Genomic DNA, 18395 nt, shown 5'->3' with positions numbered 1-18395 from the left:
TATTTGATGAATATTCAAAAAATTATTAAGCAAACTGTTGAAGATATTGCGAATTATTATAATAATGAGTGTTTTCATAAACACAAAATATACTCCCAAAAGATAGATATAGATACTAAAAAGATAGAGGATTTATCAAATGAATCTATCGATAGCAAACAACTGGAAGATTGTTTGCAAGAAATTATTTCAAAAATATATGAGTTGAGACAATTAAATCAACAACAACTTACAAATGATGGGTTTGATGTAAAAATCTTTGCAAAAAACGAAATACTATTAACATCAGCTTCCAACTCATTTGAAACTGTTAGTAAAGTTTTAAAAGAAATTGAATATTTAAAAACTCCCTTAGATTTGCGCAAGCCAAATGATATTAATGAAAAATTTATTGTCAGAAAAATTCACTCAGTTGCTCTAAGTTTGTTGACAAAATATGAGAATTTACCAAATAGATTAAAACGTAGTGCGCACTTAGATAGCATAATACGCTCCACCTGTAAAATCACAAAAACAGAAGATTTAAAATTAATTGAGAATTACTCTAAAAAAATTTTAAATAAACACAATGAGATATTAAACTTAGACTATTTCGTTATTATTGATAGTTTATGTGAAGAATACGGGTGGATTCATGATGTTGTGAGACTTTCAAAACTAAATTCTTACGTTGTTGGAATGTTGGTTAATGTCGACATATATAGTAATTTATTAAGATGTTCATTATACACTCCCGATAAAGATTAAAGTATAGAAAAAAGTTGCTATTATAAAGCAACTTTTTTATTTTTTAGATTTTGCTTTCATTTGATTTAGAGATTTAAAATAAGACTTTTTGAATGGGTAATAAATGGTTCCTAAGCTCAGCTTATTTAGTATATCTTTATTTATGTTTTTTTGATACAACTCATTCTTTGGTGAATCAGGGTTATTATAATACGTATAAACTACATGATCTAAGATATCAGCAAAACGTACAACATCTGTTAGTTTACTCGATAAATAATATGTGGTGATATTGAATGGTTTTTCAATGAAATTAGTTTTCAGTAAGTTTTCTAACTGATTTAGGTCTGTTTTTTTTAAGTTACGTTCATCCATTAAAATAAAAATGTCTCGACAGTAACTTTCAAAATTATAATACTTTGAGAAAAAGTGAATAATGTTGTTTACGAAAAAATCGTATGCCAACATTTCACTAACTGTAAAATGCTCATTTAATTCATTTCTCGACACAACTGAGAATATTGGCTTTATTGCGTCACCCACTTCATTAAACACTTTATTGATTAATTCTATGGTTGCCATTTCTTCAAGTTTATTGCCTTTAATTTCGAACTCCTTAGGTATATTATATTTTTGCCGTATCTCACTTTCTGCTTTCTTAATCTTTGATTTCACAAACTCTTTATCTGTATAAATGAACCCACCTACAACAAAATAGTTTCCGACATCGTTTTTATTAAGCTTACCACTCTCATCTAGTGCTAAATAGATTTTCTCTGATAATATATTTGTCATTTCTGGTCACAACTTTCAAAACCCATAATAAAAAAACTATGGTTACTTTTATATATTATAATATTAAAGTAAACAATGAAACGAGGAATTAAAAATGAATTGAGCAAATAGAATTACAATGATCAGGATTTGTTTGATACCGATAATAATAACATTGATGTTACTTACTTCATTTGAAAACACAACACCATTCTACAATGTTTTTAGTAATTATATACAATTAGGAAATTATAAGTTACCTTATGCATATTTGATAGCAGGAGTGTTATTCATAATCGCTAGTCTTACTGATGCACTTGATGGATATATAGCAAGAAAATATAAACAAGTAACAAACTTTGGGAAATTTTTTGACACAATTGCCGATAAGTTACTTACAAACTCTGTGCTTATAGTTTTTGCTTGTGCATCTATCTTACCTATTTGAATGGTAATCATCCTTATTGCTAGAGATTTTATAATTGATGTTGTTAGACAAATATTAGCTAGTTCTAACTATGTTATGGCTGCTAATAAATTAGGAAAATATAAAGCCGCAGTAGAAATGATTTCTTTATCTTCACTCTTTTTTGTAGGTTATAAAATGTTTGATGGAGTTCGCATGGGTACTGGAAAGTTTGATGAGTTTGGATGAATAAATCAACTTCTTATGATACCAATGTATATCGCAACAATTTTATCGATAGTATCAGCTATTAATTATATTTATCTAAATAGAAAAACCCTATTCGATAGAACAGGAAAAGACAATGCAGAAAAATAAAAAAGACTTTAGTAACGAATATGCATTAGTAACAGGTGCAAGCAGGGGTCTTGGTTTAGAATATTGTAAAGAACTTTTGAGGATTGGTTATAACTTAGTTTGCGTATCACGAAATACAGATAGTCTTAATGATTTGAAGACATCTTTTCCTAATCAAGAAATAGTAACCTACAATTTAGACTTATCTAAATGAGAAAACAACGAGATATTATGTGAAAATGTCAAAAATAAAAACATTACAGTTTTAATCAATAACGCTGGAGTTGGTAAATCTGGAAACTTCTTGGAAGGAAGTTTTGAAAAAGATGAGCAAATGCTATCTCTGAATATTTACTCTTTACAATACTTAACTAGGTTTTTTGTAAAAAAACTTAAAAAAAATGATAGGGGAATAATTCTGAACATTGGATCTATTATTGCGTGACATACTCCTGGTCCTTATTTTGCAACGTACTATGCTACCAAAAGCTATGTATATAGTATGAGTGTTGCATTAGATTACGAATTAAAAAGAAGTAAGTCAAATGTCAGAGTAAAAGTCATAACACCCGGTATTTTGAACACAAGTTTTTTAGTAAGTAAGTTCAATGATAAAGAAGGAAGTAGTTATGAAAAGGGTGCTAACGTAGTAAAATTTGCGAAAAAAAGCCTGAAGATTGGGTTACGTAAGAAAGGTAAATCAGCGATACTAGTCGGAGTAAAAGACAAAGTATCTGTATTTTTTGTACGTAAATTATGAAGAAAATTAGTACTTTGATTCATCTACAACTATCAAAAAAAACGACTTTAGGAACTCATCTAAACAAACACTAGTTAAATTAAAAAACGCCAAATATATTTGGCGTTTTTTATAATTTACTTAGTAACAAATTTAAGCAACTTATTACTATTTAATTAACCTATTGTATCATTCAACAATTAGTGATTCATTTATTTCTTGGTTTAGTTCATTTCGCTCTGGAAGTCTTACAAAAGTACCTGACATTTTTGTTTTGTCAAATTTAACGAAGTCCACAGTTGCAACATTACTTGCAAGCGCCTCGACAATTTTATCATTCTTTTGCATTTTATCTTTTACTGAAATGATTTCTCCTGGTTTAACAATATATGAAGGAATATCTAACTTCTTATTATTTACTAAAATATGACCGTGAGTTACTAGTTGTCTAGCCCCTTGTCTAGTTAATGACAATCCCATTCTATAAACAATATTATCTAACCTTGATTCTAACATTTGTAAGAAATTTGTTCCGGTAATACCACTTATTTTTTTAGCTTTAGCATATGTATTTCTAAATTGTCTTTCAGTTAAACCATACATGAATTTTACTTTTTGTTTTTCTTGCATTTGTTGTCCATAACCAGACAACTTAGTTCTTCTTCCTCCGTGTTGACCTGGTGCTGTAGCTCTTTTCTTACCTTTTGAGAACTCTTTCCCAGTTTCAAGAATTGAAAAACCGTATCTTCTTGATTTTTTGAATATTGATCCTGTATATCTTGACATTATTTGTCCCTTTCTTTATTTATATATTATGGAAAACCTTTGTAAAGATAAGCTCCATTAAAGGAAGTCAATGATTCGCCCTTATCTGCAAGGGTTACATTTATAAAATCGTGATTTCATAGACTAAGAACTTTAATATGCTTATTTGCAGATTAACCAAAAATTATTATATCTCATTTTTTTAATATAAGGGAGAATAAATCGAAAATAATATCTCTATTTTTCAATGTGCTATAATTAATTTGATTTTAAGGAGGTAGTTTAATGTTTTTGGGTTGAGACTTAAATAATTTGCAAGGCAACTTACCTAACATAGTGTGTTTATCTGTGTTTTTTTTAGCGTTTATAATTGTTAATCTTGTAATGATATTCTTATTTATTTATAAAAAAATTATGCAAACTATCGCTAAAACTCTTGACCTTGTCGATGATATTAAGAAATCACCTTTAAAACTAAACTTGCGTCGAATATCTATTATATTTGAAGAAACAGGGAATTTCGAAAGTGAATTCATGATTTGGAGAACAAAATTCGAGTTAATATATGAAAAAGAACTTCAAAAAACTTTAAAAGCTTTTGGTGAGTTGATTAAGGATAAAAAAAACACTAGACCTTTATTGAAAAATTTTAAAAAGTTTAGTTATATTTGCGAAAAAGTGGAATTTATTAATAAAACAATACACGAATTATTCATTGAAACAAGAGATGCTATTGAAATTGAATATATTCAGAGAGATTCATTGGCATTTCAAAGAGAGTTATTTACTAAATTGAAAGAAGAGCTAATAATCCTACAATTTTCTGATATAGATCTAGAAAAAGAAATGTTGAATGAAACTTTAAGTAAGATTGAGCAACTATTTCAAAATTTTTATATTTGTATAGATGACGGAGACTATAAAAAAAGTTGAGATTGTCTTTATAAAATCGAATCCGCATTAATATTTTTGATTGAACTATTAGATGTAATACCATATATTTTATCAACAATAACTACTGTAATACCAGAAATGATGTTAGAGTTAAAAAATAAACATATAACTTTTGGTAATAATTATCGTAAGTCTAATAAAAATGCTGAAAATTATGCAAAACTAGAGGCTAGTGTTGATGCTCTAAGAATAAAAATAAACAAAAATATCAAGAGACTTTTATATAAAAAAGCTATTAAGAATCTTAACAAAGCTTTTAATTATGTTGAAGAATTTAGAATATCTGTGGAGTACGAAGATGATTTGAAACGATTCTTCGAGGAAAATGCGGAAAATATAAGAGAGAATTTTGAACTTATTAATAAAGCATCAAGAGCAATCGAAAAAGCATTCAAAAATGTCAATATTTCATCTAAAACACAATCAAAAGAAAAGTTAGATTTCGAAGAAACTAGAGCACAGTTCATCAAAACAAAAGAAAAAAGTGACTTAATTTTTTCTAAACTTGATGTTGCAAAAAATGATGGGCGCGCTGTTGATTTTTTAGAAATTAAAGATAGTTTACTAGATGTAATGCAACAAGCATTAAAAGATATAGAAAAACTTGAAAAATCAGCTAAAGATGCAGAAAAACAAAATACTAACATCGATTCAGTTTACAACCAAGTCATATTTATGCAATCAATACTAAGTCAATGTGAAGTTAAAATAAATCAATATAAATCTATAATGGAACTTAATAAGTTTACAGAGCCAATCAATCAACTATACAAAGAAATAGAATATCTAACAAAAGAAAATCTCTTGAAGATAAAAACAGTTGAGGAAAAAGAGAGAGTAAATAATTATATAAATTTACAACTTGGTAAGGCGTGAGAAATTGCTTCTTCAATAAATGACACTATATTTTTAGATTTTATTTCTCAAGAAATAATAATTTATTTAGAAAGATTTGTTGGGTTAGACAAAAAGATTGATAAAGTTATTAAAGAATGCGAAATGTTATTCCATAATAGAGAGTTAGAACAACTACTTGGTTACTCCTTAAATATTTTAGGAAAAATCAAAGTTGCAAGGAGATAAAATGAAAAATATACTTGTAAGATATGGAGAGTTAACTTTAAAAGGGAATAACAAAAATATATTCATAAATAAGCTGATTCAAAATATTAAATTTAAATTAAAACCATATAAAGACATCTTAGAATACAAAAAAGACCACAATAGTTTAACAATAAAAGTAAATGACGATAGCTTTGTAGAAACGATTTGTGAGTCTTTGACAAAAGTATTTGGAATTTATTCAATATCAGTTGCTGAAATCGTAGAAAGAGATGTTAACAAGGTCTTAGAATATACTTTAAAAGTTGCTCAATCATTCAATAAGGGCACATTCAAGGTAGAAGTTGATCGAAAAGATAAGTTCTTTGAACTTGGCTCAACAGAAATGAAACTAAAAATTGCGGCTAATATTTTAAAAAATTGTGCGGGTTTGAAAGTCGATGTTCATAATCCTGATTTAAAAATAACTGTTATTATAAAACAAGACGGTATTTATATATTTACTTCTAGACAAAATGGTATAAAAGGACTACCAGTTGGGATTAGTGGAAAAGCAATATCATTATTAAGTGGCGGAATAGATTCACCAGTAGCAAGCTATTTGGTGATGAAAAGAGGTATGGTTGTAGATTTTCTACACTTTATGACACCCCCTCATACATCTGTTGAAGCTTTAGAGAAAGTGTTTACACTCGCAAAAAAGCTCCAAACTTTTAACCACTCTAGTTTTATGTTGTATGTTTGCGATTTTTCAATAATTTTACGCGAGCTAATGCATATAAAAGATGAATCTTATAGGATAACTATAATGAGAAGAGTTTTTGTTCGAATTGCAAATAAGTTAGCAACTCAAATTAAGGCCAAAGCTATTATAACAGGGGACAATCTTGGTCAGGTTGCTTCACAAACTATCGAGTCCATCAACACAATTAACGAGACCTCAAATTTAACTATATTGAGACCCTTACTAACATTTGATAAAGAAGAAATAATACATCTTGCAAAAAAAATCGGTACTTATGAAACATCAATTTTACCTTTCGATGATGTTTGTTCAATGTACGTCCCTAATAAACCTGTTACAAAACCAAAAGCATACATTGCAAGAGAACAGGAAAAAGATATATTATTAGATGAACTAATTGAATATACTATTAGCAAATTTATTAAATCTTATTATTTTAAGGATGGTGAAATGATTGAAAAAGTTGAACAAAATCAAAGAAAAGAAAATTAAGGGTGAGAATAAGTTTGGGGTGTTCAATGGAAACGTTATTAATAGTGAAACTGTAGGATACGACCCAGAGTTTACTATTGAAGAATATCGAGATGATTCCATAACAATTACAGAAGTTAAAGAAAAAGATGTAAAACACAAGAAAATCGAAATCAACCCTTCCAAGATTAAAAAAAAGGCAAATGTATGAATATTTAAAGTTATTTCTTATATAGTTATATTGCTTATTATTGTAGGTATGATTACTTGATTAGTTATAGAAAAGGTGTAGAATGAGTTTAAAGGGAGTATTTTTATGGATGACTTAATTAGATTTATTATGAGAATTTTGTATTACGTTTTTATTTTTTGAATTGTGAACCTTATTTTTAATGGATCAGCACGAAGAGAACAAAAATACAGAAAAAATAGTGAAGGACATAATAACTTCGACGAAGGTTTTCAAAATCAAGAAGAATGATCTAATAGGGGTTCGAGAAGTTCAAATAGTTCACACCATACAGGTAGTACATCATTGATCGACGAAGCTTACGTTGTTTTTGGATTAACAAGAAAAGCTTCTGATGCAGAAATCAAAAAAAAATATCGTGAACTAGCAAACAAATATCATCCAGATAAGAATCCCAACGACATTGAAGCACAAGCGGAGATGACTAAAATCAACAATGCCTACGAAATAATTACAGAAAGTAGAAAAACACAAAAACATTAAATCAATTGATGGTAACAAACATTGATTGATTTTTTTTATAAAAATTTGTGTAAAATCAAATTAAAGAGGTGTCTTAAGGGTGGGTTATTTAAATTTATTAAATATTCAAAGTTGTTACAATTTTTTAGAGTCAACCATAAGACCCCATGAATACGTCGAATTTTTGAAGAACCAAAATTTTAATTTTGGTTTTTTAGCAGATTATAATGTTATGTATGGTATTCCTGAGTTCGAAGAACAATGTAGAGCTAATAACATAAAACCAATAATAGGAGTTAGCTTTACAATTTCTTTTGGTCAAATCATCGTTTATGCAAAAAACAACGAAGGTTATAAAAGTATTTCTACCTTTTCTTCTTACCTGCAAAGTTTTGATAAGTTAGACATTGATCAAACTGAGAAAAAGTTTTTTCAAACTTTAAAAAATAATGTAGTTGTAGTTTTTGTGCCAACGGTCGAATTTATTGATAACTATATAAATAAATTAAAAGATCATTTTGGTAAAGAATCTTTATTTTTTGGTGTGGACAGTTCTAATCACCATTTTTTAAAAAATGAGGAAAATGTTATTTTCGCACAAGAGGTGAACTTCTTGTATGATTCTGAATACCAAACCTTTTTGTCATTAAAGGCAATTGCATCTGGTGAGCTATTAACTGATGTAAAAAATATTAAAAAAACATTTTATTTAAAACAGGAAAGCATTGCAAACTTCATTGACATAAAAAAACATTTGAGTAGCTTAGATAAAATTGTTAATCAAGTAGAAAACCATGTAAGTAATGACAATAGGAAACATTTTTTAAGTTACCCAAATTCTAAAAAAATACCTTCTGATAATTATCTTAGATTGATATGTGAAGAAGCTTTCGAAAATTATCAACAACAAATAGACTCTAAAAATATTTATATCGATAGGCTTGATATGGAACTTGAAGTCATAAAAAAAATGGGCTTCGCAGATTATTTTTTAATTGTCGCTGACTTTGTCGCTGAAGCTAAAAGAAAAAATATATTAGTAGGACCCGGTAGAGGTTCTGCTGCAGGTAGCTTAGTCGCTTTTTTATTAGGTATCACAGATTTGGATCCTTTGAAATGGGGTTTGCTATTTGAACGTTTTTTAAACATTGAAAGGATAACTCTTCCAGATATTGATATAGATTTCCAAGATGACAGAAGAGAAGAAGTTCTGGATTATTTATTTGAAAAATATGGAAAAGACCATTTCTCAACAATAGTAACTTTTCAGACAATAGGAATAAAAAATGCCATTAGAGATTGTGGAAGGGTTTTCAACTTGCCTATTGAAGAGGTCTCTCAAATGACAAAGCAAATAAGTGACAGGAATGTTAAAGATTTACAATTGGCATTAGATAGTTCGGAAACACTTAGAAAGTATAAAGAAAAATATCCACACATCTTTGAAGTCGTTAGTAATATTATAGGACTGCCAAGGCAAACTGGTACACACGCTGCTGGAGTTGTGTTTTCTGATACTAAATTACATGAGGTTGTGCCGACGAAGTTGGGAATGAACGGAATGACACAAACTCAGTACTCAATGAGTTATTTAGAGGAAATCGGATTAATTAAAACTGATATCTTAGGTTTAAGAAACTTGTCGATTATTCAAGAAGTTTTAAAAAATATCAGAGAATCTAAAAACAAAGTTATTGAATTGAATAAAATACCAGAAAACGACTTAGAAACTTTTGCTCTTCTAAGAGGAGGAGATACTAGCGGGATATTCCAACTTGAGTCTGAAGGAATGACGGATGTTTTAAAAAAAATGAAAGTAAACTCTATTGATGATATCGCTTTAACTAGTGCATTATTTAGACCCGGTCCACAAGAGAACATTCCAACTTTCATAAAAAGAAAAAACAACATAGAAAATAATTATATTATTGAAGAAAGCTTAAAAGAAATACTAGAAAGCACTTATGGAATAATTGTATATCAAGAACAAGTTATGCAAATATTGAAAAAAGTGGCTAATTTGAGTTTGAGTAAAGCAGATATAATTAGACGAGCAATGAGCAAAAAAGATCATAAGTTAATGGATACTTTTAAAAATGAATTCATAGAAAAAGCCGTTAATAATAGTTACTCCATGGAAAAAGCAATTGAACTTTGAAATTATATTGAAAAATTTGCTGAGTATGGTTTCAATAAGTCTCACGCGGTAGCATATGCAAAAATTAGTTATTGAATGGCATACTTAAAAACTCACTACAAAGCAGAATTTTATTGTGCTTTGCTTAATGGAGTTATTAGAAATGAGATAAAGACTTTCCAATATATAAATGAATTAAAAGCCTCAGGATTTTTTGTTTCGCATCCCAATATTAAAAATCCAAATAGTGTATATTATTTTAAAGACAACAAAGTTATGATGCCGTTATCAGTAATAAAACACATTGGACCTGAATTTATGCGTAATTTAAAAAAAATATACACCGAAAGTAAGAATGCTTTTGATAGTTTAATATCTTTACTCTCTTATTTGAAAAAATATAATGCAATTGGAGATCAAAAGTATAACGCTCTTGTGTACTCTGGGGCTTTTGACACTTATGGGTACTCTCGTAAAGACTTAATATCTCAAAAAGAAATGATTTTAAATTTGAGTGATGTATACGGAGAGTTAGGAGACCCTAGTATAACCTTAGATATTGAAAAAAGAAAAGATAATCCAGAAGAGATAATCTCATATGAAAAAGAGTACCTAGGTTTTTACATTTCTTCACATCCTCTTTCTATCTTGCGCAACAAGTTAAAAAATAAAGAAAAACTTCGACTTCTTAGTTCGCTAAGGGGTACTCCTGTCGTTTGTGAAACCCTAGTTATTCTGGGTAAAATGATTACAAAAAAAGATAAAAATGGAAATGAAATGTGTTTTGTTAATATTGAAGATGAATCATCAGAGATGTTATTGACCATATTTGCTTCTAGTTTCGAAACTTTAAAAGGAAAAATCAAAGAAGGACAAACCGTTATATTAAGAATCAAGACCCAGTTTTTTAACAACAAGTCTAGTGCTGTATTTCAGGATTTGATTAAAATTTTCTAAATTAATTTTTACTACACATAGGGTTTTACTTTTTTGCTATTATTAAAATGAACGGTGGATAATTATGAAGAAAAAAATTTTATTAGTCGATGGAAATGCTCTAATATTTAGAGCATTTTATAGTCAGTATGGTAGAACACCATTGAGTACAAAAGCAGGTATTCCAACTAATGCTGCTTACTCTTTTATTAATATGATATGTAACATTGCTGCAGAACATCAATATTTTGATATAAAAGTTGCTTTTGATAAAGGAAAAAAAACCTTTAGGCATGAAAAGCTAGAAACATATAAAGCAGGTAGACAAAAAACACCTCCCGAATTGGTTGCACAATTCCCGATAGTTAGAGAGTTTTTAACTGAAGCTAAAATTGATTGATTTGAATTAGATAATTACGAAGCCGACGATATAATTGGGACAATTTCAAATAAATTAAAAAATGATGAAAATTATATAGTACACATATTGTCTAATGATCAAGATATGTATCAATTAATAGGTGATAATGTTTTTGTGTTGTCGCCTAAAACTGGTACTAGTAGTCTTTTTGTATATGACCAAGAGAAATTAGTTGAAAAGTGAGGGATCTACCCACAACAAGTTACCGATTATAAAGGACTTAGAGGGGATAGTTCTGATAATATAAAAGGTGTTCTTGGCATAGGAGAAAAAACTGCTAAGGAGCTTTTACAAACATATAAAAATTTAGATGACATTTATCAAAATATCGATGATATCAAAGGAAGTAAACAAGCAAAATTATTAGAAGGTAAAGAAGATGCGTATTTATCAAAAGAAATAGCGACTATCAAGTTAGATATTGAATTAAATAACTTTCATATTAGAAAAACAGATATAGATTTCGATAATCTTAGAGCCTTTTTCATAAAATATGAAATGAACTCTTTGATTAAAAAACTTTGTAGTGAAGAAGTTAAGAATCCTGAAGTCTTAGAATATCAAATATTAACAAAATGAAATCCTAGTTATAGTGATGCAATAAATTATATTTATTTAGAAACTCTTGATCAAAATTATCATAATTCTGAGGTTATTGGAATGGGTATAGTGAATTCAAAAGGAAACTTTTTTTACATTTTTGGTGAATCTGAGGAAATAAACATATTCAATTGACAAGAAGATAAGTATGACGAAGACTTCAGAAGTTTTTTGAAAAAAAATAAATTTAAAACATATGATATAAAAAAGACAATTTATGTTTTAAATAGCCTTGGTTATGATGCACCAGTAGATAACTTTATCTATGATATGATGCTGGCTTGTTATGTTTTAAATCCCAATGTAAAATCCAACTTTGAATCTCACCTTATGATGATTAATCCGGAAATCCAAATTGAATCTAGTGATGAAATTTTTGGTAAAGGTGTCAAGCGAAGTAAAAACATAGATAAAGATATTAAAGCAAAATATTTAGTAACAAAAGCATCACACATAAAAGCAACCGAAAATAAAATTTTACATACTCTAGAAGATCTTGAGCAATTGCGTTTATATGAAAATATTGAATTACCATTTTCTAAAGTATTGCTATCTATGGAACAAGAGGGTGTTTTAATCGACCGTGAAGAGTTAAAAAAACAAACAGAAGAAGTTCTTTTGCTTTTAAATAAAATTGAAGCAGAAGTGAAAGAAGAACTTAAAGATTATATTAGCGAAGACTTTAACTTAGCTAGTCCTAAACAGTTGAAAGAAGTCTTATTCGATAAAATGAAAATAAGAAACTCAAATAAGGGAAGTACTGATAAAGAGGCCTTAACTGACCTTATAAATGAACATCCGGTCGTTGAGAAAATATTAATATATAGGAAGTACTCAAAATTATATTCAACCTACCTTAAGGGGTTCGAAAAGTTTGTACACGAAAACAATAAAGTACATACAATATTCAATCAAACACTGACAAACACAGGTCGATTAAGTTCTTCTGATCCAAATCTTCAAAATATCTCGATCCGTGATGAAGAACAAAAGAATGTAAGAAAAATATTCATTTGCAAACCAGGATATAAGTACATAAGTTATGACTATTCACAAATAGAGTTGAGAGTACTTGCAGATGTCGCTAATGAACCAACACTTATAAAAGCATATGCGAATAACTTAGATATTCACGAATTGGCAGCTAGAAACATTTTTAATATAAATGACGATGATAAAGTAACTGCGGACCAGCGAAGAGTAGCAAAAGTTTTCAATTTTGGTATCCTTTACGGTTTGACTGATTATGGTCTCTCTAAAGACCTTAAAATACCTTTGAAAGACGCAAAAGAATATATTCAAAAGTATAACGAATCTTTTTCTGAAGTCGATAATTTCAAAAAAAATACTTTAGAGTTTGCTTTGGAGCATGGTTATGTAAAAACAATGGCTAATAGAAGAAGATATATTTTAGAACTTAAAAATTCTAATCATATGATTAGAGAGTTTGGGAAGAGAGCAGCTATTAATGCTCCAATACAAGGTACAGCCGCTGATATTCTGAAGATGGCGATGATTGGTGTTTTTAATGATCTTAATGGACTTGATGTAGATGCCAAAATGGTTGCTCAAATTCATGATGAGATAATCATTCTAGCAAGAGAAGAAACAATTGATACCGTGAATCAGATTGTAATTCGAAATATGAAGGAAGCTTACAATAATATATTAGAGTTAGCAAATCACAAAAGAATATCACTTGTACCACTAGATGTTAATTACTCGATAGGAAACAATTGATACGAGCTTAAATAAAAGGAGGGTATTATGCCAGAGTTACCAGAAGTCGAAACTGTAGTAAGATTGTTAAGACAAAAAGTTAAAGGCGAAAAAATAGTAAATGCAAAAATTTTATACCCCAATTTATTAAAAACAGATATTTCTTTATCTGCTTTTGAAGTCGATATAAAAAATAGAGTGATAGAAGATGTGTCTAGGATTGCTAAACATATTATATTTCATTTAGGGGAAATGGTTTTGATAAGTCATCTTCGAATGGAAGGTAAATGATTTATTTACGATGATGAAGTAAATTATAATAAACATTTGGAAGCCATTTTCGAATTGGAAAGTGGAAAAAAAATGGCTTATTTTGATACAAGAAAATTTGGAACATTTCATTATCAACTTAAAGAAAGCTATAAGGAATTAAAACCCATTAGTAATGTTGGTCCCGACCCATTTAATCCAAAAGTGGACGCGAATTTTTTAGTCAAAACTATTGGAAAATCAAATAAGTATATAAAAACAGCATTATTGGATCAGACAAAGTTATCAGGGATAGGCAATATTTATGCAGACGAAATACTTTTTAAAGCTAAAATAAATCCTCTAAATCGAGCAACAAGTTTAAAGGCAAATAACTATGAGGATATATTGGTTGCATCAAAGGAAATATTAACTAAAGCAATCGAGCTGGGTGGTTCTACAATAGATTCTTATCAAATGGAAGACGGCATCGACGGTAAATTTCAAAATGAACTAAAAGTACATACGCGAAAAAATAAACCTTGCTATGTTTGTGGTTCTACAATAGAAAAAATTAAAGTAAACGGTAGAGGTACATATTTTTGCAAAGTATGTCAATTGTTGATTTAATATGTGGAAAACTTTAAGAAACAAATACGCCTTGGTGTATTTTTGTTTGTCTTTCCCACAAATATTATATTTTTTATTAAAGTTTATCAAAATGATTCATAATAAGGAAATTTGATTTTATTATAAGAATATCAATGAATGAGGAGAAAGCTATGAAAGATTATAAATATAAAATTACACTAAAAAACCGAATAGATTCTTCTGATGATAAAATACTCTCTTATCTTTACCAACCAATAATAGGGTTAAATAGTATGGCTCTCTATAAGTTGCTAATTCATGAAGCAGAAATCAATCGAGACTTTAAATCTGTTTTATTAGAAGAGGAAAGACTATTGAAGCTTTGCGAAACTACAAGTGAAAAATTAAATAAGCAAATAAAGAAATTGGAAGCTACTGGCCTAATTGAAACTTTATACAATAAGCAAAAAAACCTAGCTTGTTTTAATATTTATTCACCTTTAGATGCAAAAGATTTTTTTCAAAACAGGTTATTTAACAACGCACTACTTATCAAAATCGGGGAAAAAAACTATGAGATTGCGAGATATATATTCAGAGATGAAGGTGATCCTTTAACTGAAAGCGGCTATGAAAATAAATCGTCAAAGTTTTTAGAGGTATTTTCAGAGTTTACTGAGGAGTCTAACTATCTTTCATTTAGTAAAATTAAAGTTAAACCAAGAAAATCAAATGTTTTATTAAAAGGTTTTAACTACGAAAATATTATTAAAGAAATGAAAAAGAATAAAATTTTTATATCTCCTACAGATGTCGAAAAGCAAAGGTCTATTGAAGATGTTTATGTTGCCTATAATATAACAATTTCTGAAATCATAACTACAATAAAAAAAATTTACAATGAAGAGATCATGGATTTTAGTTTGTCGGATTTTTATGAAGAGATTTCTAAACTTTACCTAGCTAAAAATAATAGTGAATTGTTTGTACCAAGCGATAATATTGAATTACAAACTAATAAAAAAATTAAGGAAATGGAAACTATTGAACCTTATGATTATTTAAGATTGTTGTTTGGAGATGAAAAAATAATTTCATCTAATGATGAAACTGTTATAAAAACTTTATTAGAAAAGTATAAGCTTAGAAACGGTGTAATTAATTGTTTGCTAGAGTTCTCGTATTATAAAAATAATAAAGATATAGTTGGTAATTATTTATTTAAAATTGCCTCTACTATGAATGAACGAAATATTAAAACCGCAGACAAAGCGATGGAGTTTTTAAAAGTAGCCCACAAAAAAACACCAACAAAAAAATCAAACGAATATTTAAAAAATGAAGATATCATTTGACAAGAAGCGCAAACTAAAAAGACTTATGAAATAAATCTTGATGATAAAGTAGAAAACTCTATTTGAGGAGAAGTTTAAAATGGAACAACTTTCATTAGATTTATTAAAACAAGATAAAGAACTCAAAAAACTTGTTGATAAGTATAATATCAGCGATAATGTTTTAAGTGAAAATATGATTGTTCTTTCAAGATTTAAAAGGGACTTTGTTCTTTGCGAACCTAATCAACCATTGTCGATGTGTAAACAAAGCATCCCGGGTGTTCAACAAAAATTGTCTTTTTTAAATAATACATTCTATGTTACTAGTAAAAATTGTCAACACTGAGTTTTTGAAAATAAAGATTATAAGCTACAAAAAAATATCCTATACGCTGACTATGATTTTAAAGAAGTTCCAGAAACGATAGAAGAATTCTTGAACTCTGATAAAGCAAAAAATCTAGATGGTAATTTAGAAAAACTATTGATCGAATTAAACAAAACCAAAACCGAAAAAGGGTTTTATGTTTATGGAGAACCAGGTATTGGTAAGACATATATTATGAAATTATTAGCTAACACTTATGCTAAGTTAGACAAAAAAGTAATTTTAGTCACAGTAAATAAACTAATTAAAAAAGTCAAAGAGACTTTCAAAAGTCTAGAGTCAAATGATTACAACAAGTTTTTTGATCAATGCTGTGATGTGGATGTGTTGATATTAGATGATATCGGTTCTGAGATTGTTAGTGATTGAAGTAGAGATGAGCTTTTATTTGGTTTATTGAATACTAGAATGGAAAATAAAAAACTTACTTTTTTTACATCAAATTTTTCAATACCAGAATTAGAAACACATTACTTAAATAAGAAAATTAGAGATCAAAGTTTAATGAAATTCGAAAAAATGAAAACTTTAAGGTTCACAGAAAGAATTAAAGGTCTATCATTTTGTGTACGTTTACATGGGTCTAACAAGAGGTACTAATGGAAAAACTTCCAATTTTGTATAAATAAATTAGAAAGTGTAGAAAATTTTTTTCATTAGTTTTTAAAAAGCCTTTTTAATGAGTATAAAATAATTAAGTGAAAGGAAACGATAAAAAATGAAAAAAATCGCTATAAACGGATTTGGTAGAATTGGTCGTCTTGCATTTAGACAATTATTTTTATCAGATAATATTGAAATCGTTGCAATCAACGACTTAACAAACGCTAACACACTAGCATACTTATTAGAATTTGACTCAGCACATGGTCAATTTATGCCTGGAAAAATCAAAGCTAAAGACGGGGCTATAATTGTAGATGGTAAAGAAATTAAAATTCTTGCTGAGAGAGATGCTAATAACTTACCATGAGGAGAAATGGGAATCGACCTAGTAGTAGAATGTACTGGTTTTTATGCAGATAAAGAAAAAGCAAAAGCACATATAAATGCTGGAGCTAAAAAAACAATTATCTCAGCACCAGCAACAGGAGATTTAAAAACTGTTGTATTCGGAGTAAACCACAAAACAATTACTGCAGATGATCAAATTGTCTCAGCAGCTTCATGTACAACTAACTGTTTGTCACCTGTTGCTAAAATTTTAGATGAAAAATTTGGTATTGTAAAAGGATTGATGAATACAATCCACGCTGTAACTAATGACCAAACATTATTAGATTTACCTCACGCAGATGTTCGTCGTGGACGTGCAGCTGGATGAAACATTGTGCCTTCTAAAACTGGAGCTGCAGCAGCAGTTGGTAAAGTGTTACCTTCTTTAAATGGTAAATTAGATGGATTGGCTCTACGTGTTCCTGTTATCACAGGTTCAATTGTTGACTTAACAGCTGAATTAAAAACTAACGTTACTGCAGAAGAAATCAACAAAGCTGTTGAAAGTGCAGTTACATCTGATGCAGAATTAGGTAAAGCATTACAATACAACACCCAACCAATCGTTTCACAAGATGTAATTTCATCAACATATGGATCAATCTTTGATGCAACTTTAACAAAAGTTATGGAAGTTGATGGAAAACAAATGGTTAAAGTGTTCGCGTGATATGACAACGAAAGTTCATTCACTTCACAATTTATCCGTACAATTAAATACATGTTATCATTGTAGACATTTAATTTGTATATTAACATATTTAACTCCGATAGTAATATTGGAGGTAAATATGTTTTTTTATTCAAAAAAAGATTTCATTAGTTATTTATTAAACTTAATGAGCAAACTTCAGAGTGAAATGCCAAATCTTAAGATTACTCAAATTCAAATTCAAAAAACTATTTATATTATCTATGCCTATTATTTACTTTACCGTACCCCTATATGTAACATAAACTTCGAGACTTGAAGATGGGGGCCCGTAATTTATGAACTATGGAAAGAACAAACAAAGTATAAGGGTAATAATGTACCATTAGATTTTGATGAAAAATTATATGAAAAATATTTTGAGTTATGGAACAATGAAGTAAGAATCTGTGAAGTTATAATAAGATTTCTTATGAAGTTAAAGACTTGGGACATTGTAAAGATTTGTCATGAACAAACACCCTGAAAAAAGTTTTACAAACCTAACAGAAAAAACTTAATGAAAGACGAAGACATAATTAACTTTCATAAAGTTAGTAGTGACAATTTATTTTCCTATCTAAATTTTATTTTAATTAAGGAAAATTTGTTTTAAAAT

Annotated in this window: 16 protein-coding genes; 14 read left to right on the top strand and 2 right to left on the bottom strand. The window is 28.6% G+C overall.

Going from position 1 to position 18395, the window contains the following annotated elements; genetic code table 4:
- Positions 1-6: 6 nt before the first annotated feature.
- Entirely contained in the window at positions 7-747 is a 741-nt protein-coding gene (locus ACI2WZ_RS04445; RefSeq protein WP_500244781.1) for a hypothetical protein, read from the top strand.
- 36 nt (positions 748-783) lie between these two features.
- On the opposite strand, the gene ACI2WZ_RS04440 is transcribed toward ACI2WZ_RS04445, so the two are convergent.
- Positions 784-1521, bottom strand: a complete 738-nt coding sequence (locus ACI2WZ_RS04440; protein WP_023790068.1) for a DUF3800 domain-containing protein — start codon at positions 1519-1521, stop codon at positions 784-786.
- A 94-nt stretch (positions 1522-1615) separates the two neighbouring features.
- Between ACI2WZ_RS04440 and pgsA the strand changes: the two genes are divergently transcribed.
- Positions 1616-2284 carry a CDP-diacylglycerol--glycerol-3-phosphate 3-phosphatidyltransferase gene (gene pgsA / locus ACI2WZ_RS04435; RefSeq protein ID WP_500244780.1) on the top strand — a complete coding sequence of 223 codons (669 nt, stop codon included), beginning with the start codon at positions 1616-1618 and terminating at the stop codon, positions 2282-2284.
- Positions 2271-3074 (top strand): SDR family NAD(P)-dependent oxidoreductase, encoded by an 804-nt coding sequence (locus ACI2WZ_RS04430; RefSeq protein WP_500244779.1) that lies wholly within the window; start codon positions 2271-2273, stop codon positions 3072-3074. The genes pgsA and ACI2WZ_RS04430 overlap by 14 nt, the downstream gene beginning before the upstream one ends.
- A 96-nt stretch (positions 3075-3170) precedes the next feature.
- Here ACI2WZ_RS04430 and rpsD read toward each other — a convergent pair whose 3' ends face one another.
- A complete protein-coding gene (gene rpsD / locus ACI2WZ_RS04425; protein WP_500222306.1) occupies positions 3171-3788 on the bottom strand; it encodes a 30S ribosomal protein S4 in 618 nt (205 codons plus the stop codon).
- A 264-nt stretch (positions 3789-4052) separates the two neighbouring features.
- On the opposite strand from rpsD, the gene ACI2WZ_RS04420 reads away from it, so the two are divergent.
- The 11 genes from ACI2WZ_RS04420 (at position 4053) to ACI2WZ_RS04370 (ending at position 18392) form a co-directional block, all read left to right on the top strand.
- Positions 4053-5804, top strand: a complete 1752-nt coding sequence (locus ACI2WZ_RS04420; RefSeq protein WP_500244778.1) for a hypothetical protein — start codon at positions 4053-4055, stop codon at positions 5802-5804.
- 1 nt (position 5805) lies between these two features.
- Entirely contained in the window at positions 5806-7020 is a 1215-nt protein-coding gene (gene thiI / locus ACI2WZ_RS04415; RefSeq protein WP_500244777.1) for a tRNA uracil 4-sulfurtransferase ThiI, read from the top strand.
- On the top strand, positions 6983-7291 hold the full coding sequence (locus tag ACI2WZ_RS04410) for a hypothetical protein (protein WP_041612625.1): 309 nt from the start codon (positions 6983-6985) through the stop codon (positions 7289-7291). The genes thiI and ACI2WZ_RS04410 overlap by 38 nt, the downstream gene beginning before the upstream one ends.
- Before the next feature lie 24 nt (positions 7292-7315).
- Positions 7316-7732: a DnaJ domain-containing protein gene (locus ACI2WZ_RS04405; RefSeq protein WP_500222300.1), complete on the top strand. Its 417-nt coding sequence runs from the start codon at positions 7316-7318 to the stop codon at positions 7730-7732.
- Positions 7733-7811: 79 nt separating this feature from the next.
- Positions 7812-10805, top strand: coding sequence for a DNA polymerase III subunit alpha (dnaE, locus tag ACI2WZ_RS04400; RefSeq protein ID WP_500244776.1), 2994 nt, complete (start codon positions 7812-7814; stop codon positions 10803-10805).
- A gap of 64 nt (positions 10806-10869) precedes the next feature.
- Positions 10870-13560: a DNA polymerase I gene (gene polA / locus ACI2WZ_RS04395; RefSeq protein ID WP_500244775.1), complete on the top strand. Its 2691-nt coding sequence runs from the start codon at positions 10870-10872 to the stop codon at positions 13558-13560.
- A 12-nt stretch (positions 13561-13572) separates the two neighbouring features.
- Positions 13573-14403 carry a DNA-formamidopyrimidine glycosylase gene (gene mutM / locus ACI2WZ_RS04390; RefSeq protein WP_500244774.1) on the top strand — a complete coding sequence of 277 codons (831 nt, stop codon included), beginning with the start codon at positions 13573-13575 and terminating at the stop codon, positions 14401-14403.
- A gap of 152 nt (positions 14404-14555) precedes the next feature.
- The gene (locus ACI2WZ_RS04385) at positions 14556-15797 is read left to right on the top strand and encodes a DnaD domain protein (protein ID WP_023790047.1); all 1242 of its coding nucleotides are present in this window, start codon (positions 14556-14558) and stop codon (positions 15795-15797) included.
- A 1-nt stretch (position 15798) separates the two neighbouring features.
- Positions 15799-16689 (top strand): DnaA ATPase domain-containing protein, encoded by an 891-nt coding sequence (locus tag ACI2WZ_RS04380; RefSeq protein WP_500244773.1) that lies wholly within the window; start codon positions 15799-15801, stop codon positions 16687-16689.
- 118 nt (positions 16690-16807) lie between these two features.
- The gene (gene gap, locus ACI2WZ_RS04375; protein WP_023790043.1) at positions 16808-17821 is read left to right on the top strand and encodes a type I glyceraldehyde-3-phosphate dehydrogenase; all 1014 of its coding nucleotides are present in this window, start codon (positions 16808-16810) and stop codon (positions 17819-17821) included.
- A 55-nt stretch (positions 17822-17876) separates the two neighbouring features.
- Positions 17877-18392, top strand: coding sequence for a type II toxin-antitoxin system antitoxin SocA domain-containing protein (locus tag ACI2WZ_RS04370; protein ID WP_500244772.1), 516 nt, complete (start codon positions 17877-17879; stop codon positions 18390-18392).
- Positions 18393-18395: the final 3 nt, after the last annotated feature.

It is taken from the genome of Spiroplasma endosymbiont of Megachile willughbiella, from assembly GCF_964273395.1.
GTDB lineage: Bacteria > Bacillota_I > Bacilli_A > Mycoplasmatales > Mycoplasmataceae > Spiroplasma_A > Spiroplasma_A apis.
Note: the sequence above shows the minus strand (reverse complement) of the source record. Positions and strands in the feature narration are given on the sequence as shown.